The organism is Coriobacteriia bacterium, assembly GCA_018368455.1.
Classification (GTDB): domain Bacteria; phylum Actinomycetota; class Coriobacteriia; order Coriobacteriales; family UMGS124; genus JAGZEG01.
Map to the genome: position 1 here is coordinate 109,838 of JAGZEG010000007.1, position 26,265 is coordinate 136,102.

The 26,265-nt window shown below is 67.3% G+C and carries 23 protein-coding genes; 3 read left to right on the forward strand and 20 right to left on the reverse strand.

Annotated elements, in window-relative coordinates; all coding sequences use genetic code 11:
- Nucleotides 1-10: 10 nt before the first annotated feature.
- Together KHZ24_05975 and KHZ24_05980 are read right to left on the reverse strand one after the other, a co-directional pair.
- Nucleotides 11-664, reverse strand: coding sequence for a phosphodiesterase (locus KHZ24_05975; GenBank protein ID MBS5450745.1), 654 nt, complete (start codon nucleotides 662-664; stop codon nucleotides 11-13).
- 259 nt (nucleotides 665-923) lie between these two features.
- Nucleotides 924-2,840, reverse strand: a complete 1,917-nt coding sequence (locus KHZ24_05980) for an FAD-dependent oxidoreductase (protein MBS5450746.1) — start codon at nucleotides 2,838-2,840, stop codon at nucleotides 924-926.
- Nucleotides 2,841-3,335: 495 nt separating this feature from the next.
- Here KHZ24_05980 and KHZ24_05985 point away from each other — a divergent pair, with 495 nt between their 5' ends.
- On the forward strand, nucleotides 3,336-4,829 hold the full coding sequence (locus KHZ24_05985) for a helix-turn-helix transcriptional regulator (protein ID MBS5450747.1): 1,494 nt from the start codon (nucleotides 3,336-3,338) through the stop codon (nucleotides 4,827-4,829).
- Between the two features lie 415 nt (nucleotides 4,830-5,244).
- Here the strand turns inward: KHZ24_05985 and KHZ24_05990 are convergent, their stop codons facing one another.
- The 17 genes from KHZ24_05990 to KHZ24_06070 all read right to left on the reverse strand — a co-directional run bounded on the left by KHZ24_05990 (nucleotide 5,245) and on the right by KHZ24_06070 (nucleotide 23,121).
- A complete protein-coding gene (locus tag KHZ24_05990; GenBank protein ID MBS5450748.1) occupies nucleotides 5,245-6,033 on the reverse strand; it encodes a histidine phosphatase family protein in 789 nt (262 codons plus the stop codon).
- Nucleotides 6,034-6,039: 6 nt separating this feature from the next.
- Complete coding sequence (locus KHZ24_05995) at nucleotides 6,040-6,864, reverse strand: MBL fold metallo-hydrolase (protein ID MBS5450749.1); 825 nt, start codon at nucleotides 6,862-6,864, stop codon at nucleotides 6,040-6,042.
- The gene (locus tag KHZ24_06000) at nucleotides 6,861-8,507 is read right to left on the reverse strand and encodes an ABC transporter ATP-binding protein (protein ID MBS5450750.1); all 1,647 of its coding nucleotides are present in this window, start codon (nucleotides 8,505-8,507) and stop codon (nucleotides 6,861-6,863) included. Before KHZ24_06000 ends, KHZ24_05995 begins: the two co-directional genes overlap by 4 nt.
- Nucleotides 8,504-9,337, reverse strand: a complete 834-nt coding sequence (locus KHZ24_06005) for an ABC transporter permease (protein MBS5450751.1) — start codon at nucleotides 9,335-9,337, stop codon at nucleotides 8,504-8,506. Before KHZ24_06005 ends, KHZ24_06000 begins: the two co-directional genes overlap by 4 nt.
- The gene (locus KHZ24_06010; protein MBS5450752.1) at nucleotides 9,334-10,296 is read right to left on the reverse strand and encodes an ABC transporter permease; all 963 of its coding nucleotides are present in this window, start codon (nucleotides 10,294-10,296) and stop codon (nucleotides 9,334-9,336) included. The genes KHZ24_06005 and KHZ24_06010 overlap by 4 nt, the downstream gene beginning before the upstream one ends.
- A 53-nt stretch (nucleotides 10,297-10,349) precedes the next feature.
- On the reverse strand, nucleotides 10,350-11,744 hold the full coding sequence (locus KHZ24_06015; GenBank protein ID MBS5450753.1) for a hypothetical protein: 1,395 nt from the start codon (nucleotides 11,742-11,744) through the stop codon (nucleotides 10,350-10,352).
- A 373-nt stretch (nucleotides 11,745-12,117) separates the two neighbouring features.
- Nucleotides 12,118-14,736: a DNA topoisomerase I gene (locus tag KHZ24_06020; protein MBS5450754.1), complete on the reverse strand. Its 2,619-nt coding sequence runs from the start codon at nucleotides 14,734-14,736 to the stop codon at nucleotides 12,118-12,120.
- 3 nt (nucleotides 14,737-14,739) lie between these two features.
- Entirely contained in the window at nucleotides 14,740-15,417 is a 678-nt protein-coding gene (hypB, locus tag KHZ24_06025; protein ID MBS5450755.1) for a hydrogenase nickel incorporation protein HypB, read from the reverse strand.
- Nucleotides 15,418-15,485: 68 nt separating this feature from the next.
- Nucleotides 15,486-15,899 carry a hydrogenase maturation nickel metallochaperone HypA gene (locus tag KHZ24_06030; GenBank protein ID MBS5450756.1) on the reverse strand — a complete coding sequence of 138 codons (414 nt, stop codon included), beginning with the start codon at nucleotides 15,897-15,899 and terminating at the stop codon, nucleotides 15,486-15,488.
- A 37-nt stretch (nucleotides 15,900-15,936) separates the two neighbouring features.
- Nucleotides 15,937-16,782 (reverse strand): twin-arginine translocase subunit TatC, encoded by an 846-nt coding sequence (gene tatC / locus KHZ24_06035; GenBank protein ID MBS5450757.1) that lies wholly within the window; start codon nucleotides 16,780-16,782, stop codon nucleotides 15,937-15,939.
- A gap of 34 nt (nucleotides 16,783-16,816) precedes the next feature.
- Nucleotides 16,817-17,479 (reverse strand): twin-arginine translocase TatA/TatE family subunit, encoded by a 663-nt coding sequence (locus tag KHZ24_06040; protein ID MBS5450758.1) that lies wholly within the window; start codon nucleotides 17,477-17,479, stop codon nucleotides 16,817-16,819.
- 195 nt (nucleotides 17,480-17,674) lie between these two features.
- Nucleotides 17,675-17,980, reverse strand: a complete 306-nt coding sequence (locus KHZ24_06045) for an STAS domain-containing protein (protein ID MBS5450759.1) — start codon at nucleotides 17,978-17,980, stop codon at nucleotides 17,675-17,677.
- Nucleotides 17,981-18,034: 54 nt separating this feature from the next.
- A complete protein-coding gene (locus KHZ24_06050; protein ID MBS5450760.1) occupies nucleotides 18,035-18,868 on the reverse strand; it encodes a tetratricopeptide repeat protein in 834 nt (277 codons plus the stop codon).
- Between the two features lie 161 nt (nucleotides 18,869-19,029).
- Nucleotides 19,030-19,506 carry a hypothetical protein gene (locus KHZ24_06055; GenBank protein MBS5450761.1) on the reverse strand — a complete coding sequence of 159 codons (477 nt, stop codon included), beginning with the start codon at nucleotides 19,504-19,506 and terminating at the stop codon, nucleotides 19,030-19,032.
- Nucleotides 19,507-19,582: 76 nt separating this feature from the next.
- Nucleotides 19,583-20,983, reverse strand: a complete 1,401-nt coding sequence (locus KHZ24_06060; GenBank protein MBS5450762.1) for an amidohydrolase family protein — start codon at nucleotides 20,981-20,983, stop codon at nucleotides 19,583-19,585.
- 58 nt (nucleotides 20,984-21,041) lie between these two features.
- Nucleotides 21,042-21,791 carry a ubiquinone/menaquinone biosynthesis methyltransferase gene (locus tag KHZ24_06065; protein MBS5450763.1) on the reverse strand — a complete coding sequence of 250 codons (750 nt, stop codon included), beginning with the start codon at nucleotides 21,789-21,791 and terminating at the stop codon, nucleotides 21,042-21,044.
- Between the two features lie 4 nt (nucleotides 21,792-21,795).
- Entirely contained in the window at nucleotides 21,796-23,121 is a 1,326-nt protein-coding gene (locus KHZ24_06070) for an aminotransferase (protein ID MBS5450764.1), read from the reverse strand.
- Between the two features lie 249 nt (nucleotides 23,122-23,370).
- Between KHZ24_06070 and KHZ24_06075 the strand changes: the two genes are divergently transcribed.
- Both KHZ24_06075 and KHZ24_06080 read left to right on the forward strand, forming a co-directional pair.
- Nucleotides 23,371-23,619, forward strand: a complete 249-nt coding sequence (locus tag KHZ24_06075; protein ID MBS5450765.1) for a hypothetical protein — start codon at nucleotides 23,371-23,373, stop codon at nucleotides 23,617-23,619.
- 44 nt (nucleotides 23,620-23,663) lie between these two features.
- The gene (locus KHZ24_06080) at nucleotides 23,664-24,308 is read left to right on the forward strand and encodes a hypothetical protein (protein MBS5450766.1); all 645 of its coding nucleotides are present in this window, start codon (nucleotides 23,664-23,666) and stop codon (nucleotides 24,306-24,308) included.
- Nucleotides 24,309-24,449: 141 nt separating this feature from the next.
- Here KHZ24_06080 and KHZ24_06085 read toward each other — a convergent pair whose 3' ends face one another.
- Nucleotides 24,450-26,183, reverse strand: a complete 1,734-nt coding sequence (locus KHZ24_06085; GenBank protein MBS5450767.1) for an ABC transporter substrate-binding protein — start codon at nucleotides 26,181-26,183, stop codon at nucleotides 24,450-24,452.
- Nucleotides 26,184-26,265 lie beyond the last annotated feature (82 nt).

Sequence of the window (26,265 nt, forward strand, 5' to 3'; positions counted from 1 at the left end):
AGAAGGCGAGCTACAGCTCGACCGAGGGCGTGCGGCGGGCGCTCGAAGCAGGCGCAATGCGCACGGCCTCTTCGGCGATGTCGAGGCGCAGGCCCGGCAGGTAGAAACCGCACAGCTCGCGCAGGTTCGGGTAGGCCGGGCCGCGGCGTACGGACGTCTCGTACGTGGCGCATGCCTTGTCAGCGTACGTCAGCAGCCAGCCCTCTCGATAGCGCGGAGGAACGGGCGTCAGCGGGAACATGTGGTTGCGGATGGCGTCGGCCTCGAGCAGCGAGAGGTCGGGAAAGGCGGCGCGGGCGTTGCGCATGGCGCGCGTCGCGTGCATGAACGCGTGCATCTCTCGACCGGGGCCGGGCTCGTGCCAGTTATAGAGGAAGAAGTCGTGGAGCAGGGCCGCGCGCTCGAGCTCGAACAGGTGGTCCGTCCAGCCGAGGCGGCGCGCCGTCCGGCAGCACACGTGGGCAACGGCGATGCTGTGGAGCAGGATGGTCGTCGTGCCGTGCTGCAGGCAGTCGGCCTCCTCGTCGAAACGGCTGCCCGCTAGGACGTTCCCGACCGTATCGAAAAAGGTGCGCTCGCAGTCAGAGTCAGTAACGAACGGAGCGTCGACCTGCGAGAGACGCTCAGGAAGAACTCGGAAGAAGCGCGTGTCATACACATTCATGTTTGCGTGCCCCCACTCTCGAGAGACCGAAACCGTGCATGTGCCAGCCAGAGACGCGGTGCCGAAAAATGGCCGCTCGCCAGCATACGAATCATCCTGAGATACGTCACCCAAAAACTGGCAAACATTACGCCATTGTACGATTTCCTACGGAATGTCGACAGACATGAAGAGAGTGGGGGTGCGCCGAACACAAAGGACCCCGGCCACAAAAGCGGGCCGGGGTCCCGATGATGCCGTGCAGTGAAGCTACGCTTGCTTACGCCGTGGCAAGAGCAGCGGCGACGCCCTCGAGGATGGCCTTCGAGGTGATCGTGGCGCCAGCGACGGTGTCGACGCCCTCCGTCGTGCCGGCCTCGGCGATGGCAGCGGGCAGCTGCTCGATGGCCTTCGTGCCGATGCCCTGCGTCTCGGAGTTCTCGCCGACGACGACCTCGGTGATCTTGCCACCGGAGACCGTCACGGTCACGGGCACGTCGCCGCCCATGCCCTTGCCGGCGCCCTCGTAGGTGCCGTCGGCCACAGCAGAGGCGTCAGCGGCGGGAGCGGTCTCCTCATCCTTGGCGCCCTCGACCGTCTTGCCGTTGGCGACCATCGGCGTGGAGCCCGTGGCCTCGTAGTCGCCGGCGTCGATGGACTCGGCGGCGATCATGCCGTGGACAGCGCAGGCCATCAGGCACGTGCCGGAGCCGTAGTAGAAGTCGCCCAGCCAGCCAGCGGAGCAGTTGCCGGTCGCGAACAGGTGAGGAATCGCGTTGCCGTCGTAGTCGAGAACGTGGCACTTCTCGTCGATGACCATGCCACCGAACGCGCCGGTGTCGCTGAAGATGATCTTCATGGCGTAGTACGGGGCGGTCAGGCCGTCAAAGGCGTCCTCGCGGCCGAAGCGCGGGTCGGCCTTCTTCTCGCAGCACTCGGCCCACTCGTCGAGCGTCGTCTGCAGGGCCTCCTCGGGCAGGCCGGTGCCAGCGGCGAGCTCGGCGACCGTCTCACCCTTCACCAGGGTGCCATCCTCATACCAAGCGGCCACGGCTTCCTCGTCCTGCAGCGAGGCGTTGTCGGCGAAGTTGTCGTCGCTGAAGATCATCCAGCAGTCGCCGTCGAAGCCGCCCTCCTGACGGGAGTTCCAGTACAGGCAGCGTGCCCAGTAGCCGTACGTCGTGTCCTCACGGGCGATGCGGTAGCCGCGCGGGCCAACGGCGATGACGTTCATCATGTGCTTGTTCGTGCCGATCCAGAAGTACGCGGGGTTCGTGTCCGTGCCGTGGAACGCGCACTGGGCGCCAATGGCCATGCCGGCCAGGATGCCCTCGCCCGTGTTGGCGTCGACCATCGTCATGTTCTGGCGCTTCTGGATCCAGTGATGCCAGGGGTTCACGTGCTTGGCCATGACCTCGTTGCGGTCGATGCCGCCCGTGGCGCAGATGACGCCCTGAGTGGCCTCGTAGGCCTTGCCGTCGAGCGTCTTCACGCCAACGACCGTGCCCTCGGCGTCGGTGATGAACTCGACGACCTCGGCGTCAAAGACGATCGTGGCGCCGGCGTCCTCAACGGCCTTGGCAGCGTTGTCCATCCAGACCTTGCCGCCGTGGCCATACGTGCCGTCCGGGTCGGCCGGGTCGCACAGATACATAATGCGGTCGGCGATCGTCTCCTGCGGGACGAACGGCACGGGGCGGATGCCAGCCGTGCTGTGGACGGAGCAGTTGAAGCTCTTCTTGACCCACTCGAGCGCCTCGCCCGACTTGGCGCACATCGTGCGGATGAGCACCTCGTCGCAGTCCTGGTCAGCCATGGCCAGCCAGTTCTCGGCGAACAGGTCGACGGTGTCGTTCTTCGTGACGGGGTTCGTGCCGTCGTCGAGCGCGAACTCGTCGTCGCACACGGCCTGGAAGGCGCCCTCGGAGTACTGCAGCGTGCCGCCCGTGAAGCCGGACTTCTCGAGGACGATGACGCTGTGGCCGAGCTCGAGCGCACGATAGGCCGCGTTCAGGCCAGCGCCGCCGGCGCCGCAGACGATGACGTCAGCGGAGGCGGCGTACTCGACAGGCGCGTCAGCCTTGGCCGAGGACTCGGCGGCATAAACGTTCTTGCCGGCGAAGCCGCAGGCGGCCAGGACGCTCGCAGCGCCCGCAGCGGTGACAAAGCCCTTGCGCGTCATGGACAGGTCGCTCATTCGAAGTACCCCTTTCGGATACGGTGTCGATCCGCGTGCCGGCCTCGTGCTGTGCCAGCCGCGTCTCCCTTGTGTGTGGCGCGAGCCCGACGCGACGCCTCCCCGTACGGGGCCCGCTGGTGCGAAGTCCCTGCGGCGCGCTTGCGATGCCCGGACGCCCCTCGTCGCTTTGGTAGTGACGTCCGTGTCGCGCGCTGCGCCGCGGGGAAGGCGGCGTGCCCGGCTCGTGCCGTGCGATTCGAACTCTAGGCGCGGCGACGGGGCCCGCGGAAGGCTACGACGGGGTGTTTGTGGCCTCACCCCTGGGTGAAACGCAATTCACCCCATCGCTGACCTGCGGGTTCTAGACTGACGACCATTTTGGTGGGATTGGCTTTTGCCTCGGCGCTCCCCCGCTTTGGGCTACGCAGGCGTAAAATGAGAGCACGCAAACCGTGACGGTCGCCGAGGAATCGGCACCGCCTGACGAGAGATATGAGGAGCGAGGGAGCATCTATGCCCGCCGACCCCATCCAGAAGAGCCCCTCTGTGGCGCAAGCCCCCGCCATGCTGGAGCGGATGCGCGCGTCGCATGCCATGCGGGTGGCACTCGGCGTCATCGGGCTCGTCGCCATCTCTGTTCACGTGTGGTTTCTCACGGACACGGCCCTGCCCATGCTGCGCGCGCAGTGGGCCCCGGCCGACTTCCTTCAGTCTATGAGCGCCGCCACCGGGTACGCGCTCATCGCCCTGCTCGCTCTGCGTGCCCCCGAAGTCGTGCGGCCCGCGGCGCTCAGCGTCGCAAGCGCCGCGTTTATCGTGGTCGGCAAGCTCACGTGGCTCGCGGGGCTCAAGATGGGCAGCATCGCGCTTGCCACCGTCGGCGTCTGCGTCGCGCACCTATTCTGCGCGTGGCCCGTCGTGCTCGTCGGCATCTCCCTGTGCGCCCTGGGCAACCGCCGCGACCTCGTCGTCGCCGCCGTGCTCGGTGAGTCCATCGGCGTCGCGCTGCGCTGCGTGCTGCCGCACCCGCCGGCCGAGGTCGCCATCCCGCTCACGATCGTGCCGCCGCTCGCCGCGCTTGCTGTGGCCTCCGTACTCGGTGCGCCCTACCTACGCCAGGAGATCTCCGGCGAGCGAGCGACGCAGCGCGCCATGACCGAGCCGGCGTCCTATCTGCCGCCAACGCACCGCATCTTCGTACTCGTAGGCTTGTTCGAGCTCATCCACGGCGTCGCGCTCGTCGAGAAGAGCGCGAGCCTATCGCTGGCGACGAACATCGGGCAGACGATCATCGTCGTCGTGGGCGCCGCGCTGCTGCTGCGCCACGCCAAGGCGACGTCGCACGAAGACGTGCTGCTGTACGTCGCGTCGCTCATGATGCTGTGCGGTTTCATGCTGCGCCCGCTCTCCGACGGCGAAGCAATCGCGTCGGCCTCTATCTCGCTGGCAGGCGCATCGTTCTCGTGGATGCTGCTGTGGATGGCGCTGCCGTTTGCCGGCATGTGCAACCCCATCGGGTCGCTGTGGGTGTTCGGCATCGGCTACGTGTTCCAGGCCGTCGGGCTAGCCGTGGGTTCGGAGATCGGTCACCTCGCGCTGACGGCCAGCACGAGCGCCGTGCATGCGGCCAACATCGTGAACGCACTTGTCATGGTGGGCTTTGTGGGCTACCTGCTCGTGGGGCTGCGCGGGTTCTCGTTCAGCCGCAGCTTCGCCGAGATCGTGCCCGCTGTCGCGCCGGAAAAGACCGTCGACGCCTCGAAGCTCGTGGCCCAGGCGTGCGAGGCCGCCGCAAAGACGTTCGACCTCACAGAGCGCGAAGCGGAGGTCATGCGTCTGCTGGCACTCGGGCGCAGCGGCCCCGAGATCCAGGACGAGCTCTCCATCTCGCGCAACACGGCCAAGACGCACGTGCGCCATGTGTACCGCAAGATGGGCGTCCACTCCCAGCAGGAGCTCATGGACTGCGTGCGCGCCGGTGGCGGGCGGGGCGGGTGGTCCGCCTAGCGGCGAGACGCGCGAGGGGTTAGCTCGTCTGCATTACGATGGCCCGATTCCTCTTCCGCGCGTCCATAGCGCCCTGCGGCAGGCTCAGCGTACGCAAAAGCGCCCTCTTGCGACGCCGCTAGCCCAGAGAAGGACGGAAAGCTCCTCCGTTGGTCAAAACACCCCTGCTTTGCGAGGAGGTTTGGCGTCTTCGGGCCTCAAAAGCCCCCTTAGCCGTCCTGCGTCCCAGGTTCACCTGCATGTTTTCCGCTGCCGATAGGCTTTTCGGCCTTCGGGGACTCGCAAAGCATGGCAGTTTTGGCCAAGAAGGCATGGCATGGGCATTCTCTGACGCCCGGACGGGGTGTTCGGCATCCCGCCCATGCCCCTCGCCCAGAGAATCGCCCGAAATGACGGGGTCCGCCCGAGGTTGCGGCTACATCTCCGACGTGATGGTGCGCAGGCCCTCGGAACCGGGGCCATAGGGAACGGCGCGAACGAGGCGGACGTCGGCATAGGGCGGTCGCGGCGCATTCGCCAGCAAGGCCACGTCAGCGGCACGCACGGCATCGGGGTCGTAGGCAGGCGTCTGTGCGGGTGGAGTCGCCAGGCCCGCGGGAAGCTCGAAGGCGGCAGCGGCCGCATCGTCGACGTCGAGCGTCAGCGTGTAGCCCAGCGCGTTGAGCATCTGCATCTCGAGAAACGTCTGCAACGGCAGGCCTGCCAGCCCCACGATGAGGGCGCGCGACACAGCGGAGTGCGCCACAAGCGTCACGCTCTCGACGCCATCGCGCACGCAGCTCAGGGCCAGCGCACGAGCGACGATCGCCCCGCGATCGCACAGGTGCCGCAGGCTTTCGAGGTGCGGCGCCGCAGGCTCAGGCTCGCCGTTTGCCCAGCGCTCAAAGAATGCGCGCATGTCGTCGCCCTCCAGCGACGTGCCCTCCGCCTCCCCGAAGTCGAGTTCGTGCAGGCTTCCCACGACGCCGTCGAGCTGCTTGCGCCCATCGAAGGCAAGCTCGAACGTCTGACGGCACCGCCGCAGCGGCGAGGAGTAATAGCGCTGCGTCGAGGCATACGTCTCGTAGACGCCCTGCTCGCGATAGTCACAGACCATCTGGATGCCCTCGGGCGCCAGCTCGACGTCACCCATGCCGCTGAACTGCCGACGGGCGTTGCCCATCGAAAACGAGTGGCGCAGAAGCACCATCCTAAGCATGGCCATAGCTGGCTATCCCTTCCTTCGAGCAATCGGTATCGACAGCATATCCCCCGCCAGAGCCCCCGCCGGCGGCCGGTCGGCGAGCAGCACGTCAGCCACCTCGTCGGGCGCGAGACCCGAGCGCACGTAAGCCAGCAGATCCGTGACGTCACCGTAGATGGGCAGGTGTGTGAGCACGAGCGTCCCAGGGCGGGCAACCCGCGCGAGCTCAACGACGTCCTCGCAGCTCATGTGCCCCATGGCCTGACCATCATAGCCCGCGTACAGACTGCACTCGCATAGCAGCACGTCTGCCCCGGCACAAAACGCCGCCAGATCGGACGTGAGCGCAGCGTCGGCAGTGTAGACGAGCTTCGCGCCGTCTTCCTCGCACGTGACGCGCGTCGCCAGGCAGGGGGCGGGGTGCTTCGTCTGCAGGAAGTCAAAGGAAAGCGACCCGATACTCAAACGGGACGTAGGGTCGAGAGCCACGGCGTGCGAGGCGCCCGGCATCTCGAGGCGCGCGAGGTCGAAGGCAGTGTGCGTGTCGAGCGAGGCAGACATGCCCCCAAAGCCCGGCGCATAGAACGTCAGCGTGTGGTCAGTCTGGCCGAGCTGGCGAGCGACGAGCCGGGCGAACATGAGCACGCCGGCGTCGCTCACGTGATCGTGGTGGAAGTGGCTCACGATGACGTCGTCGATATCCGTGAGCGCACAGGCGCGCTGCACGGACCCGGCAACGCCCGCACCGCAGTCGAGCAGCACACTTGTGCCGCCGTGCTGCACGAGATAGCCCGAGCACGCGCCTCCCGGCCGTGGCGAGCCACCCCAGCACCCAGCGACGGTTAGCCTCATCGGACGCCGCCCTCCCCCGTAAACGTCGCGGCGATGAGCGCTCGCGTGTAGGGGTCGCGCGGTTCGCGCAGCACCTGCGCGACCGGGCCGCTCTCCACGACACGGCCGCCGTGCATGACGAGCACGTCATCGGCCAGCCGGGCGACGGCCCCCATGTCGTGGCTGATGAACAGGTAGGCGCAGCCTAGCTCCGCCTGGAGCTCCCGCAACAGGTCGAGGATCTGCGCCTGCACTGAGACGTCGAGCGCCGACGTGCACTCGTCGCAGATGACGGCCGACGGCTCCGTGATGAGCGCCCGAGCGATGGCGACGCGCTGGCACTGGCCGCCCGACAGCTCGCGAGCCCGGGCGCCCATGACGCGAGCGGGGTCGAGCCCCACGCGGCGCAGCATGGCACGGGAGCGCTCGTCTATCTCCGAGCGGGAGAGCTCCGGCATGAGCACCTGCTGGGGGTCCGCGAGGGCACGCTCGACCGTAAAGCTCGGGTTGACGGAGGCCACGGGGTCTTGGAACACGAACTGCACGCCACGGCGATAGGCACGGCGGCCCGCCCGGTCGAGGCTGTGCACGTCCGTGCCACTGAACAGCACGCTGCCAGCGTCGCCTTCCTGCAGGCCACCGAGCACCTCGCCCAGCGTCGACTTGCCCGAGCCGGACTCGCCCACGACGCCGAGCGTGCGTCCGCGGCGCAGCGTCAAGCTTACGCCGTCGACGGCCGTGAGGTCGCGCCCGCGCCCCAAGCGAAAGCGCCGCGTCACGTCGCGCGCCTCGAGCACGCAAGCCGCCGCCGGGCCGCCCTCGTCCTCGGCCTCTCGCGCCGCCAGCGCCTCGCCCAGGCGCGGCATGGCCGCGACGAGCGTGCGCGTGTAGGGGTCGGACGGCGCGTCGAACACCCGGGCGGCAGGCCCCTCCTCCACGACATGGCCGTCACGCAGCACGACGATCCGGTCGCAGCAAGCCCGCACCATCGCGAGGTCGTGCGACACCATGACGACGGCGATGCCGCGCTCGCCAGCCACGCGTGCGATGAGGTCGACGACCTGGCGGGCGATGCGCGGGTCGAGCGAGGCCGTCGGCTCGTCGGCAACGAGCAGCCCGGGGTCGCCCATCAGGGCGCACGCGACGTTGACACGCTGGCGCATCCCTCCCGACAGCTCACCCGGCCGAGCGGCGAGAACGCGCTCGGGGTCGTCGATGCCCACGGCCGTCAGCAGCTCGCGAGCCCGTGCCTGGGCGGCGTCGCGCGGCGCGTCGCGATGCCACGTACGATATCCGTCCGTCATCTGGGAGCGGACGCGCATGAGCGGATGCAGGTACTCCATCGTGTTCTGCGGGATGAAGCCGACGCGCGTGCCCAAGACCTCGCGCAGCTCGCGCGAACGAGCGGCGCGCATGTCGTGGCCGGCGAGCACGAGCTCGTCCGCCTTGCAGCTCAGCCCCTCCGGCAGCAGGCCCAAGCACGCTCGCAGCGTCAACGTCTTGCCCGCGCCTGACTCGCCCACGACGCCGAGTCGCTCGCCGGGGCGCACGTCGAACCCGACGCCGTCCACAAGCACCCGACCGCTCGCGTCACGCACGACAAGCCCGCGTGCACGCAGGAGGGAGGTGCCGCCGCCCGACCGAGAAGAGGCTCCCGCCGTCATCGCGCGCCTCCTTCCACGAGGCGATCGTTGAGCGCGTCGCCCAGCAAGTTGAAGCCCAGGGCCGCCAGCATGAGCGCCAGCCCCGGTGCGACAGCCACGGCGGGGTAGCTCGTCACATAGGGCAGCGCCTCGGAAAGCATCATGCCCCAGCTCGCCGTCGGCGGCTGGATGCCCAGACCAAGGAAGGACAGCGACGACTCGAGCAGCATGGCCGCACCGACGTGGGCCGTGAACGTCGTCACGATACGCGGCAGCATGACGGGGAGCACCTGGCGCAGCACGATACGCGCGCCCGACGAGCCGTAGCTGCGCGCCGCCTTGACATAGAGCGTGCCGCGCGCCTCCATCGTCAGGCCATACGCCAGCCGCGCAAACGTCGGCACCATGAACACGGCGATGGCGATGAGCGCGCTTGTCAGCCCGCGCCCCACGACGAGCACGAGCATCATGGCGAGCAGGATGCCGGGAAAGGCCATGAGACCGTCGATGAGCCGCATGATGACCGCGCGCACGACCCGCCCTGCCATGGCGCCGGCTGCGCCCACGACCGTGCCGACGAGCGCCCCCAAGCCAACGGAGCCCAGGCCCACGAGCAGGGCCGGGCGGGCGGCGACCATGACGCGCGAGCAGATGTCGCGGCCGAACTGATCCGTCCCGAAGACGTGCGTCGCGCTCGGTAAGGCAAAGCGGTTCGTGACCTCCATGGCGTCGGGGTCGTACGGCGTCCAGACGAGCGAGACAAGCCCCGCCAGAACGACAAGCGCAACGAGCGCGACCCCCACGACGAGCGTGAGCCGCCCCGTGCGCTTTCTCTGCCCCCGCGCCCTCATTGCGCGCCTCCCGTGCTGCCCTTGCGCACGGCGGGGTCAGCCGCCATGACGGCGACGTCCACGAGCAGGCTCACGACAACGACGGCCGCCGTCACGAACAGGACGATGCCCTGGAGCAGCAGCACGTCACGCTGCTCGACAGCCGTCAGCAGCAGCCTGCCCAGGCCGGGCAGAGCAAAGACGCTCTCGACGACGACGGTGCCGCCTACGAGCTTGGCGAGCTGCATGCCAGCCATCGTCAGCGGCGCCACGAGCGCCCCGCGCAGCGCGTAGGCGACGACGGCGCGCGCCCGCGGCAGCCCCTTGACGCGCGTCGCCAGCATGTAGTCGCGGCCGAGCGACGACAGCACGCTCGAGCGCACGATGCGCACAAGTACGCCGCACTCTCCTGCCGCCAAGGCGAGTGCTGGCAGCGTCAGGCTGCGAACGCCGCCCCAGAAGTCCTGCGAAAGCGGCACGTAGCCGCTCACGGGAAACCATCCCAGGTGTGCGGCGAACGCCAACATGAGCAAGATGCCGAGCCAAAAGCCCGGCACGGCGCCACCGAGCTGCATGACAACGCGGGCGACGCCGTCGATGAGCGAGCCGGGGCGCAGGGCGGCAGCGCAGCCAAGCACGAGCGACACGACGACGGCAACAAGCGTCGCGTATATGGCAAGACCGAGCGTGACGCCAAGCGTCGGTGAGATGACGCTCCAGACGTCGGCGCCGTACAGGGAGCTCGTGCCCCAGTCCCCGCTCAGCACGCCCCCGATCCAGTCGACGTACTGCTCGGGCAGAGGACGATCCGTTCCCAGGGCTGCCCGCATCGCGGCCAGGCGCTCGGGCGTGGCATCCGTTCCCAACGCAAGCGTCGCCGCATCGCCGGGAATGACGTGCAGCACGGCGAATGTCACGAGTGTTACGACGAACAGCACAACGATGCCCGCGCCGAGTCGTTTGAGTATCGCTATGCCCATCTCACCTGCCGTTTCGTCCCAACCAACCCGTGCCCGCCGTTAAGATGTCGCAACTACGCCGAGACGGCGACGTCCTTGAGCATGTAGATGTCGATGGGATAGACCGCGAAGCCGCTCACCTTGGCCGTCGTGACATATGTCGTGTTGGGGTCCTGGATGTAGAGGGCCGGTACGTCAGTAGCAAGCGCGCGCTGGATGTCACGCACGATGTCCGTACGCTTCGCCTCGTCGGGCTCGCCCTCGAAGCTCTCGATCATCGCGTCGACGTCAGCGCTGCTGTAGTTGAAGTAGTTCGTCTCGGCATGTGATCCATACCGTGAAAGCAGCACGTAGGGGTCAAGGCGTCCCGTGTGGCCGACGACCGTGAGGTCATAGTTGCGGTCGGTATAGACGTCCTGCAGCCACGTCGCCCACTCGATGACCTCGATGTTGCACGTGATGCCCACCTTGGAGAGGAAGTCGGCGATGACCTGCCCGGCGCTCACGTACTCGGGATAGCTCTTGGGCAGCTTCATGCCAAGCGTGAGGCCGCCCTCGTAGCCCGCCTCCTTGAGCAGGGCCTTCGCTTTGTCGACGTCGTAGGGGTAGAGGCCGTTCGTATCGACGTACTCCTTGAGCCCCACGGGATAGTGCGAGCCGATCATGGAGCCCTGGCCCCACCACACGGTGTCGATGAGCGCCTGCTTGTCGACGGCATGGTTGATGGCCTGGCGCACGCGCGCGTCGGACAGCGCCTCGTTGGCCAGGTTCATAGCCATGAGCTGCACGCCGTTCATGGGCTCGTTGACGACGGAGAAGTTCGGGTCGCCCTGGAACAGCGCCACCTGGTCAGCCGAGACGACGGCGAAGTCAATCTCACCGGCGCGCAGCGACGTGACCTGCGACGTCGCGTCGGGCATGACGCGCATCGTCACGTGGGCGACGTGGGGGGCGCCGCCCCAGTAGGCCTCGTTGGCAGAGAGCTCAAGCCCCTGCTGGGGTGTCCATGAGTCCAGCGTGAACGCGCCCGTGCCCACGGGGGCGTTGCGCAGCGTATCGGCAGCGCTCACGTCGACGATCGCCGCCCACGGGTAGGCGAAGTTCGTCAGCGCCGCGACGTTGAGCTTCTCCATCGTGACGACGACCACGTTGGCACCCTGAGCCTCGAACGAGAACTCCGCGTAGTCATCCTTGCGCGGGGACTCGTCTGCCTGCAGGCGTTGCATCGAAGCGACGACAGCCGGCGCATCGCAGGGGTTACCGTTGGAGAACTGCACGCCCTCGCGCAGCGTGAACGTGATCGTGAGACCGTCGTCGGAGACGTCCCAGCTCTGGGCGAGGCAGGGGCAGAGCTCGCCATCAGGCGTCACCGTGAGCAGTGGGTCGTAGAGGTTGTTCGTGACCTGGAACGTGCTCGCCGCAGCCGTGCGCTGCGGGTCGAGACCGTCGGGGTCGACGGAGATCGCCATGGTCAGCGTGCCGGACGGCGTGCCCGGGGCGTCCTCCGCCAGCGCTGGGCGCGCCATGCGAGCACCCAGCATGCCGGAGCCCGCGATGAGGCCGGCAGCCATGAGCCCAAGGGCCTGCCGGCGCGTCATACCGGCGACGAGATGCGGGGTATCGAAACGATGTGCTGCCATAGGGAAGTCCCTTCGTCATGTGCCGCAAGGCCACCGCGGTGACGGCGGACGATAAGGCCGGGCACCCTTACCACGTGCGTCCTCATTGTAGAGGGCGCACGTCAAGGCTTCGTATGGGCGGCGTCAGGCACCGCAATCAGGCGTCAAACTTCACAGGCCCCGCGCCTCTCAGGCACGGGGCCCGAAAAGGCGTACCGTCAACCTACGCTTCAGTCTCCTTCGCGGCAGCCTTTTTTGCGCGCGTTCCAGACGCCGCCTTCTTCGCGGTGCCGGCCGCGGCCTTCTTCTTCGCCGTGCTTCCCGCCTTCTTTTTGGCGGGCGCCTTCTTCGCGCCGGCGTCAGCCGCTTCCCCTGCGTCTGCCTTGGCCTTCTTGGCCGCCTTTTCCTCCTCTGCCCTCGCCTTGGCAGGGCAGTCCATGTTGACGCACAGACGCCACGGGCCGCGCGCCGTTTGAATCTCGACGATGGGCGCGCCGCAGTCGGGGCAGACCTCGCCTGTCGACGTGAGCTTGCCACGCTGCGGCAGCGGGTAGCTCGTGCCGCAGTCGTCGTAGTTCGTGCAGCGGATGAAGCGCTTGAGCGTGCGGTCGCTGCGGTGCGCCACGAGGCGTCCCACCCGTCCCGCCGCCTTGCACGCCGGGCACTCGCCCACGTCGACGTCAGGCTCGGCGTTTGTCGGGCAGGCCGGGTCGACGCACACAGTGTAGGGCTTCGAGCGGAACGGCTTTACCTTGATCTGGGGGCAGCCGCACGTGGGGCACGGCTCCTCAACCGGCTCGATCTTGCCCTTGGGCAGCGGGTATGTGACGTCGCACTCGGGCCAGGCCGAGCACCCGATGAAGCTCGAGCGCGTCTTAGCAGACTGCTTAACGAGCAGGTCGTGTCCGCACTTGGGGCACACGCCGATCTTTGCGTCGGCAGTCACGGCATCGGAGATGGCCTCGCCGAGGTCCTCCTTATGCTCGATGAGCCCCTCGAGCAGGCCGGCGAGCAGCTCGCGCGAGTGCGTCACGACGTCGTCCTGTGTCTTGTTGCCCTCGGCCACGCTCGTCATGTCACCCTCGAGCTCGCTCGTCATCTCGGGCGTCGTGATGTGATAGGCGTACTCTTCGAGCGCCGAGATGATGGCCATGCCGAGCTGGCTCGGCTCGATGGGGTCGTTCTTGAGGTACTTCACCTCGTACAGGCGCTCGATGATGCTCGCGCGCGTCGACTTCGTGCCCAGGCCGAGGCGCTCCATCTCCTGCACGAGCTTGCCCTGGCTGTAGCGCGCCGGCGGCTCGGTCTGCTTGGCGTCGAGCGCCATGTCGCGCACGTCGACCGTGTCGCCGACAGCGAGCGAAGGCAGCTCCTCGTCCTTCTTGGAGCCGTAGGGGTAGATCTCGCGGTAGCCGGCCTTGACGAGCACGTCGCCCGAGGCCACGAACGGCTGGCCTCCGACGTCGATAGACACCTTCGTGCCCTCGATGACCGGTTGCTCTGACAGCGTGGCGAGGAAGCGCCGCGCAATGAGGTTGTAGAGCTTCCACTCCTCGGCCTTGAGCTTGTCGGGGTTGCCGACGCCCGTGGGGTAGATGGGCGGGTGGTCTGTCGTCTCCTGCTTGCCGCGCGTCGCCTTGAGCGGGCCGCCGGCCAGCAGCTTGCGGCAGTACGGCGCGTACTGGGGCACGCCCGCCAGCGTCTTGACCGTCTCGGCGAGATCCAGCGTCGCGGGGTAGACCGTGTTGTCGACGCGGGGGTACGAGATGAGGCCGCTCATGTACAGCGACTCGGCGATGCGCATCGTACGTGCCGGAGACAGGCCCTCGGCTGCGGCGGCGGCCTGGAGGCTCGTCGTGTTGAACGGCGTCTGGATGACGCCCTTGCGCGACTTCTTCGTAACATCGGTCACGCGACCCGTGCCGGCAGCCTTAGCGGCCTGATACGCGGCATGAGCCTCGCCCTCGTCCTTGAAGCGGGCCGTGGCGTGAGACGCCTTGAACTCCGTACCGTCGGACGTGGCCATCTGCGAGCGGATGACCCAGTAGTCCTCGGGCACGAACGCCTGGCGCTCTTTCTCGCGCTGAGCAACGAGAGCAAGCGTCGGCGTCTGGACGCGGCCGGCGCTGCGCACGTTGCCCAGGCCGCCGAACTTTGCCATCGTCAGGTAGCGTGTGAGCACGGCACCCCAGATGAGGTCGATGAACTGGCGCGACTCGCCTGCCGCCGCCAGGTCGTCGTCGACGGCCACGAGGTTCTCGGGCGCGAAGGCGTGCTCGAGCTCGGGCTTCGTGAATGACGAGTAGCGGGCGCGCGTGATGGGCGCGTCGGCGTTGACCTCGCGCACCATGTCGACGGCATCGCTGCCGATGAGCTCGCCCTCGCGGTCGAAGTCCGTTGCGATGATGATGGAGTCGGCCTTCTTCGCGAGGTTCTTGAGCGAGCGGATGATCTCCTTCTCGGCCGGCTGCTTCTCGACGGGCGCCCACACGAGGTAGGGCAGGCTCGGAACCTTCCAGCCCTTGATGTCGACGCCCTCCTTTGTGAACGGCTTGCGCGGCTTCTCGTACGGCGGCTTCGCCAGGCTGTCCGGGACAGCCGCAGGCGTGATGACGCCGTCGTCGTCGACGCCGAACCAGCCATCCTGCGCCGTGTAGCGCAGCTCACGTGGGAAGTCGACCGCCAGAATGTGGCCGCGCAAACCCATGGCGACCCACTCCTCGCCGTCGCGGGTGAAGCGCATGACGGGCGTGTTATAGACCTTGTCCTTCTTGACGCCGTGGCCGAGCTCCTTGGCGATGTTCTCCGCGGCGTTGCTCTTCTCTGCGACGACGAGCCTCATGGACTACTCCGACTTTCCGGCCTTGACGGCCTCGATGCGCTGGGCGAGGAAGTCCGCCCACTCCTGTACGCCCGTGCCTTTCGTGGCCGAGATCTTGAACGTGCGCGCATGGGGGTTGAGCTGGTCGATCTCCGCCGCGAATGCCGCCTCGTCAAAGTCGAACACCGGCAGCGTGTCGATCTTGTTGACGATGATGGCCTCGCAGCTCTGGAAGATGCCAGGGTACTTGAGCGGCTTGTCGTGGCCTTCCGGCACGGACAGGATCATGGCACGCAGGCTCTCGCCGAGGTCGAACTCGACGGTGCAGACGAGGTTGCCGACGTTCTCGATGATGATGAGGTCCGTCTTGTCGAGGTCGAGCACGTCGAGCGCGCGCTCGATCATCGCGCCCTCCAGGTGGCACAGGCCGCCCGTGTTGATCTGGACGGCGGCGGCGCCGTGGGCCTTGACCTTCTGCGCGTCGACGTCGCTGGCGATGTCGCCCTCGATGACGGCGATGTTATAGCGGTCGGACAGCGCCGCGATCGTCGCGAGGATCGTCGACGTCTTGCCCGAGCCGGGGCCGGACAGCAGGTTGACGACACACACCTTGTGCTCCGCGTAGCGCCGGCGCAGATCGGCGGCAAGGCGGTCGTTCTTGTCGAGGATGGGCTTGGCCACCTCAATCGTGGACTCTGACATGTTCGCGTGCCTCCCCATGCAGTCGAGAAAGAAAAGGGGTCGCTGTGATGCGGCCCCTCGATAGTAGCTCAGTTAGACGGTGCCGTGCCCCCGCCATCGGGTGACGGCGAAGGCTCTTCATCGGAGGCGTCGGGCGTGTCGACGTCGAACGACGCGATGTCGAGCTCGCGGCCCTGTAGCAGCAGCGTCGAAGCGGAGCCGCACTTCGGGCAGCGCACGTGGAGCTGATCGTGGTCGAATTCCTCGCCGCACACCATGCACGACGAGCGGGGCTGCACGAACTCGACCTCGAGCTTGGCCCCGCGCGTCATGTCGCCGCGCTCGTCGCACACGATGTCCCACATGAAGTCGAGCGACTCCTTGACGACCTCGGTCATGACGCCGATGCGCAGCCGCACGCACGCGATGTGCGTCGCCCCGGCCTTGCGCGCCAGCGGGATGATCGTGTCCATGACACCGGCAACGATGGAGTACTCGTGCACGATGCTTCGCCTCCCCTACCAGGCCGCAGCGGGACGGCTAGCGGTCGTCCTCGGACTCCTCGTCCTCGTCGTCATCGTCATCGTCGTCGTCCTCGAAGTACGTGCCCTCGGCCTTCTGCTTTGCGATGCGCTTACGGATGACGAACGCCGAGACGAACAGAGACGCCTCATAGAGCATGACGAGGGCGGCGAACATGAAGCCCATCGTGATGGGGCTGGCGTCAGGCGTCACCATGGCGCACAGCACGAGCAGCACGACATAGACCGTGCGCCAGTTCGAGCGAAACGTCTTATACGGCACGAGGTTGAACACCGAGAGGTAGAACACGACAAGCGGCAGCTCGAACGCCAGGCCGAACGCCATGAGCAGGCCGAGGATCGTCTTGATGTAGTACTCGGCGTCAGGCAACACGGAGCCGATAGCGTCGGACTCGCCCGTCAGCCAGCCAAAGGCAGCGCCGAGCGTCCAGTTGTAGCAGAAGACGATGCCGAAGATGAACAGGAACACGCCGGCAGCGAGCGTCGGGATGACCCACTTGCGCTCGTTGGGCTTCAGGGCCGGCAGGAAGAACGCCAGCACCTCCCAGAGCACGAGCGGAGAGCACACGCAGAACGCGCAGAAGATGGCGACGCGGAAGCGAATGGAGAAGCCTCCGAGCGGCGTCGTCACGATGAGGCCCGAGGCGTTCGGGTCACCCAGGATGCTGCTCAGCGTCGTCGGGAAGTACTCGGCAACCGGCGCCGTCAGAAACGCGATGATCGTCGGCGTGGCGAAGTACAGGACGATGGCCGTCGAGAAGAGGGAAACGATGATGATGGTCAACCTGCGGCGAAGCTCGCCGAGGTGATCCATCAGGGGCATACGTGCGGGTCCGATAGGCATGGTCGTTAGTACAGGTGGGCCTTACCCGGAGGGGCTAGGCGTCCGCCTGATCCCCCTTCCCGGTGGTCGTGTCGTCCTGGGCGTCGGCCGCAGGCGCAGCCTTCTTGGCAGGCTCGTCCTTCTTGACAGCGGGCTTTGCGGCGGCGCCGTCGAGACTGTAGAGCTTGGCAGCCTTCGAGGGGCCCGTCTTCTTGCTGCCCGTCGCGGCGGCGCGCGTCTTGATGGCGGGCTTCGGGGCGGCCTTGTCGGCCTTCTCCTTGGCCTCCGCGGCCTTCTTCTCAGCCTCCATGCGCGCCTTCTTCTCGGCGAACGTCTCGGAGCGGCCGACGGGCTTCTCCGGCACGACGACGGCGTCCTCGGAAGCGGCGTCCGACGCGGGCGCCATCTTGCGCTCGGCCTCGGCCGAAGCCTCGGCGGCAAGACGGGCCTTCTTCTCGGCGAACGTCTCGGGCTTGGCCGTGGAACCGGCCGTCGTCTTCTTCTTGGGGCCCTGCTTCTTCTCGGGCTCCTTCGCCGCCGCGTTCAGCGGGTCGTAGATCTCGGTCTGAACCATCTTGTTCATCTGCTCCTGCGCCTGGCGGAACTGGCGTAGCGCACGGCCGATCGTGCGGCCCATGGAGGGCAGCTTATCGGGACCAAAGATGAGAAAGCCGAACACTAAGATGATGACGAGCTCGGTACCACCGATTCCAAACACGGCTGGGGCCCTTCTGTCGCTCCGTACAGACGTACACCTCTTACCCAACGGGTCCGGGATATACGCTCTCGAACGGACGGGATTTTCTTACGATGCGCCTCTTTTCGCGCTCTGCGACGCCAGATCGAGAGCAAAGGGCGGCGTCGCGGGCCAATGTGGCCGGGCAGCGCCGCCCCGACAGCGCGGTTTTTGATTCTAGCCGATGATCTCATCGACGCCGAGCATGCCGAAGATGCGCGACACGTTGTCCTGGGCGCGCAGCACGCGCAGCGCCTTGCCCGCATCCTCCGCACGGTGCGCGGCGCCGACAAGCACGCCAATGCCCGTCGAGTCGATGTAGGGCACGCCGGCCAGGTCGACCTCGACCGTCTTGACCGCCTCGTCGGCGATGAGGCCGAGCACGCCCTCACGCAGGGTGTCGGCGTTGCTGACGTCGACCTCCCCCTCAACGCTGACCGTGCCGATGTCACCGTTGACCGCCGTGATCACGTTCACGTTCATGCGGGTCCCCTTCCTGCGGCCTGGAGGCGGCCGCCGTCTTGTGCGCTAGCGATTCTACCCGACGATGGGCTTGGCGATGCCGTCCTCGTCGGCCGCGGCGTCAGAGGAGCTGGAGGCGTCGCGCGACAGTGAGCTCGCCGCAGCGCCGTCGGCACGCGAGCCATCGCTGGCCGCAGAGCCGTCCGCGCCGCTCGACGCGCTTGCCTGCGCCTTGATGGAGTTGACGATGAGCGCGCGCAGCTGGGCGTAGGACGACATGTTGTACGGGTCCTTCGCATCGGCGGAAATGGCGGCGCTGTAAGCGGAGAGCGCCTCGTCGTAGCGCGAGCTCTGCTCGTAGAACATGCCCAGGTTCATCCAGGCCGGCGAGAAGTCGGGGTTGTCGCCCACGAACGACTCGAGCGCGGAAACGGCGCCGTCCTCGTCGCCGGCGTAGTAGGCGCAGATGGCGCGGTCGACGCGCACGGCGTTCGAGTCGGGCTCCTGCTCGAGATACTGGTCGTAGTACTCGACGGCCTGGGCGAACGTCGCCTTGACGTGCTCGTCGTTGTCGTCGGCGTCACTGGCCTGCGTCAGCGCCTCGCCCCAGTCCATGTAGGCGTTGCCGAGGTTCGCGATGGCCGCAAGACCGGCGGAACCCGTCGAGTTGGCGGAGAGCCTGCTCGTCAGCGTGTCGATCTTCTGTTGGTAGTCCGCATCAACCTGGGAGACCGTCTTGGTGTCGCTCGACGACGAGGCGTCGGAGCTCGCGCTGTCGTCACCGGCCGTCGTCGGAGTGGCGCTGCAGCTGCTGAAGAACGGCAGGCAGAGCGAAGCGACGAGCACGACGGCGAATATGACGATGACGACGGTCTTGCCCGTCGACATCTTCTGGTTGTCCTGAGCCATCTGGCGTACCTTTCAATCTGTGCGTGAGGCATTGTGCCCGGCCATCAACAACCGGGCTCCGTGCATCCTACATCAAACGCCCGCGTCCGCGCGAGACGGCACGCGGGCGCTCCACGAGGTGTTCGACAGGTCCGATCCCCCAAAGCGGCGCGTTGGCGCTCTTACTCGTCTCCGTTGGCAGAGCCCTGCGCAGCCTCGAGCTGGGCCTTGTACTCGGCGAGCTTCTCCTCGTTGAGCGTGCCGTCCGCGTTCATGAGCGAAGCGAGATCGGGGTGGCCCTCGGGCAGCCCCGCCTCCTCGTTGACCGTCGACGTGCCGTCAGAGGACGTGCCGTCAGAGGACGTGCCGTCCGACGAGGCGCTCGTCTGCGCCGCCGTCACCGCGTGGTCGGCCTCGAGCTTGGAGCTCCACGTGTTGAGCGCCGTGAAGTACCCCAGTGCGAAGCCGAGGATGAGCGCCACGATCGCGATGATCACGACCATGAAAAACGACGGGGGACGCTTCTTGCCCGCCTGCACGGGCGCAGTGGAGGCGGACGGGTGGGCCTTCTTTGCCGGGCGGGGCGAAGCTGCGGACGCGGACGCCTTGCCCGTGAGCGACTCCTCGTCCTCGAAGAACTGGTCGGTACCTGATGCCATGTGCGGAAAACCCTTTCGTGTCAAGCGGCGCCGCCGGCTCAGTGCGGGCGACGCGCGCATTGCGGTGCAGTGCTAGTTAGTTGTGCCAGCCCTGAGCGCGCAGGCGCGAGCGCACCTGCTCGACGTGGCTGAGGATCGTGCGGATGCTCTGGACGTCGGCCGTGATGACGCGCGAGAACGGGTCCTGGCGGTCGAACACGATGCTGCCGCCGACCATCGTCATGAGCACGTTGTCGCGGTCGGCCGTGTGCATGACAGCCGAGTACGGGAAGTGCGTGGGCACCTGGCGCGAGTTGGACAGGTCGATGGCGATGATGTCAGCCAGCTTGCCCGGCTCGAGCGAGCCGACCTGGTCGTCCATGCCCAGCGCGGCTGCGGAGTCGAGCGTGGCCATCTTCACCATGTCGGGGCCCGTGATGAAGCCCTCCTTGCCGTTCATCGCACGCTGCACCAGCATCGTGAAGCGCATCTCCTCGATGGGATCGATGCTGTCGGCCGCAGCAGGAGAGTCCGTGCCCAGGCCGACCTTGATGCCGGCCTTGCGCATGGCGAGGATCGGCGCGACGCCCATGCCGAGCTTGGCGTTGGCTCGCGGGCACGCGCACACGCGCACGTCGCGCTCGGCCAGCGCCTGGATGTCGGCGTCGTCCACCTTGACACAGTGGATGGCGAGGACCTCCGGCGCGTCGAGGATGTCCCAGTTCAGGGCGTAGCGCACCGGCGAGCAGCCCGCAGGCAGCAGCGAGACGGACTGGTGGCGCTCGATGGAGTCGTACGCCTCGTCGTCGTTGTCGACGGCGAACGGCGAGCTGCCGTAGCGGATGAAGTCGCACTCCTCCGCGGAGCCGGCGACGTGGATGGCGACGGGCGTGTGCGTCTGCGTCGCGTAGCGCGCGATCTCACCGAGGATCTGCGGGTGGCAGACGTAGAGGCTCTCCGGGCCGATACCGAAGCGGAAGCGGCCCGTCGTGTCTGCGGCCTTCCACGCCTCGATGTCGGCGACGGCTTGCTCCATCGTGGGCTCAACGTCCTCGCGGCGGGCGGCGCCCACCTCGCGATAGATGATGCCGCGAAGGCCCAGGCGCTGAGCGGCCTGCAGGCTGGCGCCCGTCGGTGTGACGTCGGCAACCGTCGTGATGCCCGTCGAGATTGCCTCGTAGGCGCCGAGGACAGCCGACTCAAGCCAGTCCTGCGGCGTGAGCAGCGCCTCCTTCTGCGTGACGAACGCCTTCCACAGCGCATAGGGCGCGTCGTTGAGGATGCCGCGCATGATGGCGTACTCGAGGTGCGTGTGGCAGTCGACGAAGCCGGGCATGAGCGCGGCGAGGCCGAAGTCACGTATCTCCTCCGTGGGATAGCGGCGGCGCAGCTCGATGGCGTGCCCCACCTCCACGATGCGGTCGTCGCGCACGAGGACGGCGCCGTTCTCGATGAACGTGCTCGACACGGGGAGCACGTAGCGGGCCATCAGAAGCATGGAACGCACCTCCTAGTAGGTAGTCGTCGCACGGGCAGAGAGGTGGAGCGGGGGCCGGCTACGCCCGCGGGCGCGTCGCCCGGTACACGGTCGCGATGCCGCCCGTGCAGTCATGATAGCCAACGTCGGTAAAGCCCACGGCCCTCAGCTCGCCGCAGATGACGTCCTGCGAAGGGAACTCACGAATAGAGCGGGCCAGGTAGTCGAAGCCCGCGCGGTCGCGCGTCACGGCGCCGCCGATGAGTGGCAGCATGTGGTCGCGATACCAGCCGTACAGCCCGCGCCAGGCGGGGTTCGACGGCGTGGAGAACTCGAGCGCGACATACGTGCCGCCGGGGCGCAGCACGCGCAGGGCCTCGCGCATGGAGGCGACGCGGTCGGAGAAGTTGCGCAGGCCGTAGGCGACGGTGAGCACGTCGAAGCCCTCGTCGGGGAACGGCAGCGCCATGGCGTCGGCCACGTCGCACGTCACCGGCACGCCGCGGTTCTCGCCGGAGGCGATGCGCTCTCGAGCCACGTCGAGCATCTCCGGACAGAAGTCCGTGAGCTCGATGGCGGCCGGCGGGCAGACGCGGCACAGCTCGAACGACACGTCGCCCGCACCGCCCGCGACGTCAAGCACGAGGTCTGTCGGCTTGCAGGCGGCCGTGCGCGCCATGACGCGCAGCCAGTAGCGATAGACGCCCATGCTCGACAGCGCATTGAACGCCTCGTAGCGCGTCGCGATGTTCGAGAATATGCCCTTCACACGCTCGCCGTGTTCGTCGAGCTGCGGCGACGCCGCGTTCTGCCCCTGCTGCTCTGTCATGCGCTTAGGCCTCCGTCCGAGCGGAGCGCTCGAGACGCGCGCTCACGAGCTTGACACACGTCACGAACACGTCGAGCGCCGCGCCGAGCTCTTCGAGCGTCGGGAAGCTCGGGGCGATGCGGATGTTGGCGTCGTGTGGGTCGAGCCCGTACGGCCACGTGGAGCCGGCACCCGTCAGCTTGACGCCACAGGAGTCCGCCAGCGCGACGATGGCCTTGGCCGAGCCCTGCGGTCCGTCGAAGCTCACGAAGTAGCCGCCGCGTGGGTGGCTCCACGACGCGATGCCTAGCTCGCCAAGGCCCTCGGAGAGGCGCTTCTCCACGAGCTCGAAGCGCGGGCGCAGCACGGCCGCTTGGGCGCGCATGTGCTCGCGAAGGCCGTCCATGTCGCGCAGGAAGCGCACGTGGCGCAGCTGGTTGATCTTGTCGTGGCCGATCATCTGCACCGCAAGCGTCTTCTGCAGGTCGGCGAGGTTGGCCGGCGACGTGCCGAGCGCCGACACGCCCGAGCCGGGCAGCGTTATCTTGGACGTCGAGCAGAACGCGTAGACGAGATCGGGGTGGCCGGCGCGCTCGCACGCCTTGAACACGTTGGCGACGCGCTCGTCATCGGAGAAGTCGGCGGCCAACGAGTGCTCGCAGTACGCGTTGTCCCAGAACACGCGGAAGTCGGGCGCAGCCGGGCTGAGCGCGGCGATGCGGTCGACGACCTCGTCAGAGTACGTGACGCCCGACGGGTTGGAGAACTGCGGGACGCACCACATACCCTTGACGCTCGGGTCAGTCACGAGACGCTCGACGGCGTCCATGTCGGGGCCGTCGGGGCCCAGTGGCACAGCTATGAGTTCGAAACCGAAGCTCTGCGTGATGGAGAAGTGGCGATCGTAGCCGGGCACGAAGCACAGCCACTTGAGCGAGCCGCCCCGCTCCTTGGCGCGCGCCATCTGCAGCAGCCAGGGCTCGCCGCCGCACACACCGTGCGTCATGGCGTGGCTCATCGTGTCGTACATGACGGTGAGGCTGCTCTCCCCGCCAACAAATACCTGGTCGGCCGGCACGCCGAGGATGTCGCCGAACAGCGCGCGGCACTCGGGAATACCCATGAGGCAACCGTAGTTGCGGCAGTCCGTGCCGTCCGACGCCGTGAGGTCCGACGACGAGTCCAGCACGTCGAGCATCGGCAGCGACAGGCCGAGCTGCTCGGGCGAGGGCTTGCCACGGGCCATGTTCAGCTTGAGACCACGGGCGCGGATCTCATCGACAGCGGCCTCGAGCTGAGAGATCTCAGCGTCGAGCTCCTCGACCGAAAGCTGTGCGTAGTGCGACGGCATGGCGGTGTCCTCCTCATGCTCAGGGCCGGCACGCTCGGGCGTAGCCGGCCGCAGGCCTCGTGTCACATCCACGCCATAGTATGCCCGATGGCGCGACAGGCTGGCCCCCACGCGCCGGGCAAGCGGACGTTTCGGCGCGGGTCGCACACATACCCGCGCGCCGCATGCGATAAAGTTGGCCGCACACCACGCGAGACGGGAGCCTCCTTGTCCAGCTACGACGACGCAATCGCGCGCTTTACGGGCGCCATCAACGTACCGAGCGAAACGGGCTACGGCGAGCTCCAGGGGCTCGTCGACGCCCTGTTCGCACACGCCACCAGGGCCGACAGCCTACAGCTCATCACGCAGGCCGAGATCTGTGATGTCGACGCCGGCGTGCTCGAGGTCGTAAACCTGCTGCCGCCGGGCTCCTACACCCGCACGCAAATGGCCGACCAGCTCAACTCCATCATCACGGCCCACGGCTGGGGATCGACGTACGGCACCGTCTCCTAGGCCAGAGGCCACGTCCTCCACATCAGCGAGAAAGGAACTGCCCCATGCCCGTCCTTATGAACAAGGGCGCCGACCCGCACCAGGCTGCCTGGCTGTTCTTCACCGCCCGCCCCACGCTCGACGAGCTCTGCGACGCCATCCAGCAGCAGCGCTTCGACGCCGGGCGCCTCGCCGTTGACGAGGACGAGCTCGCCGGCGCCAAGAAGGCAAACGCCGAGGTGAGCGTCTACCTCGACGTGACATCCGTCGTGCCGCAGGACTTCGACCTGGAAGGCGCGCTCGAAAAGGCCCGCGCTCAGGCGGAGGCGCAAGCGAGCGAGGAGGACTCGGAAGACGGCGACGCCCCCGCGCAAGAGGACGACGCGCCCGAGAGTGGAGCCGATGAGAAGCCGGCGCTCCCCTACGAGCCCGTCGCGCTCGACGAGCCCATCCGCGTCGTCGTCGGCACGACGACGGCCCAGGCGGCGCGCAGCTACCTGACGGAGCGCACGGCCGACGGCGAGGACCGCGACCCGACGGAGCTGCCCGGCCTCCAGGCGCTCGCGCAGCTCATCGACCACATGCGTGCCTCGTCGTTCGGTCTGCCGGCCCACGCCGTCTGGCACGTCGACGCCCAGGGCATCCTGCGCATGGCACCGGCCAAGAGCGTCAAGCCCATGGCGGGCAACGTCCTCAAGGTCAAGCTCTAGCATCGCGGGCCTATCGGGGCGAGGCGGTCATACCCTGTTGCCCCGCGACACAAAGCAAGGGCCCGGCGGGCTGGGATCGCTCCCTGCCCACCGGGCCCCTTTCGTCAGCGCGTCACGCGGCGTGTTGCTCGGTTCGCAGCCTTACGCGGAGAGCCAGCAGCGGTTGAGACGCGACACGGTGCCCGGGTTGAGGAACAGGTTGTTCATGCGGGCAGAGGCCACATAGTAGTGCGTGTAGTACATGAGCGGGATGACGGGGAAGCCCTCGGCCACGATGGCGTTGGCCTTCTTGTACGCCTCGTTGCGCTCGTCATCGTCAGCGATCTGGCAAGCGGACTCGATGGCCTCGTCGAACTCCGCGCTCGCATAGCGCGAGTAGTTGTTCGGGAAGCCGGTCTCGAACAGGTCGCTCAGGACGCTGAAGGCGTTCGGGGCCGTGAGGACCCAGCCCATGCGACCCATCTGGAAGTTGCCGTTCTGGCAGTTGTCCAGGTAGGCAGCCCACTCCTGAACGTCGATCGTGGCGTCGATGCCCACGGCGGCCAGGTCGGCCTGAACCATCGTCATGACGGTCTCGTTCGTGGAGCTGGAGTTCGTGGACAGCGTGATGGACAGGCCGCGCTTGCCGTCGGCACCGGCCGGGTAGCCAGCCTTGTCGAGGTACTCGCCCGCCTTTGCAGCGTCCTTCGTGGCGGGGCAGTCAGCCCACGCGCCGGACTCGTAGGCCACGATGCCCGGCATGAGGATGTTGTCCGCAGGCGAGCGCGTGCCCTGGAAGACCGTGTCGCAGATGGCCTGGCGGTCAACGGCGCACGAGATGGCGCGGCGCACGTCGACGTTGCTCATGACGTCGTCCTCGTTGTTGATGAGGAGGTAGAAGATCGACAGCTCGTCGCCGGTGTAGTACTGGTGGCCGGGGTTGGCCAGGAAGCCGTCGCCGTCAGCCTCGCCGTACGTGTCGCGGGCGAGCGTAAACTGGCCGGAAGGCACCGACGTGAAGTCGAGGTTGCCGGCCTGGAACTCCGTCCACGCCGTCTGGTCGTTGGCGTAGATCTGGAAGACGCAGCCGTCGATGAACGGCTTCTCTCCCCAGTAGTCATCGAAGCGCTTGATGGCGATGTTCTGGCCGTCGACCCACTCGCCGTCCATCATGAACGGGCCGTTGCCGATAGGCGCCAGGCGGAACGTCTGGTAGTCCGCCTCAGTTGCGGCCATGCCGTTGGGGATAGGAGCCGTCGAGATGTCGGTGACGTCGAGCAGGAAGTCACCGTAGGGGGCCTTCAGCGTCACGACGAGCGTGTAGTCGTCAGGGCACTCGACGCCTTCCATCTCGGTGGCCTCGCCGGCCATCATCTCGTCAGCGCCCTTGACCTGGCCGATCTTCGTGCCCTGCGAGGAGGGAGCCGGCTTGTAGTCAACGCGGCAGATGCGCTCCCACGAATACTTGAAGTCCTGGGCGGTCACGGGCTGGCCGTTGTGGAACTTGGCGTCCTTGCGCAGGTGGAACGTGTAGACGGTCGCGTCGTCGTTCACTTCCCAGCTCTCGGCGGCAAGGGGGGCGACCTTCTGGTTGCCCCAGTCCCACGTCACGAGTGTATCAAACAGGTTGGAGGCAACCTCGACGCCCTGGTCCTCCTCCGTCGTGAACGGCTCGATGCCAACGGGGTTCGTCAGGTAGTACGTCATCGTGCCACCCTGGACACCATTGGCCAGGTTCGGCTCGTCAACCTCGGGAATGTCCTCGGCGTCGCCCGCAGCGCTCTCAGAGGCAAAAGCAGCACGGCTGTTGGCAGCCATAGCGAGCATCGCACCGGTGGCCAGTGCACCGCCAACGAAGGAACGACGGCTCATCGCCCTATTCGTCACGTTCTCCATAGTGTGGGTCCCTTCTCATCGGCTCAGCGGCGCGCACGGGGATGCCCACGTGGGCGTTCCCTCTCGGCAAACGCACCGTGGC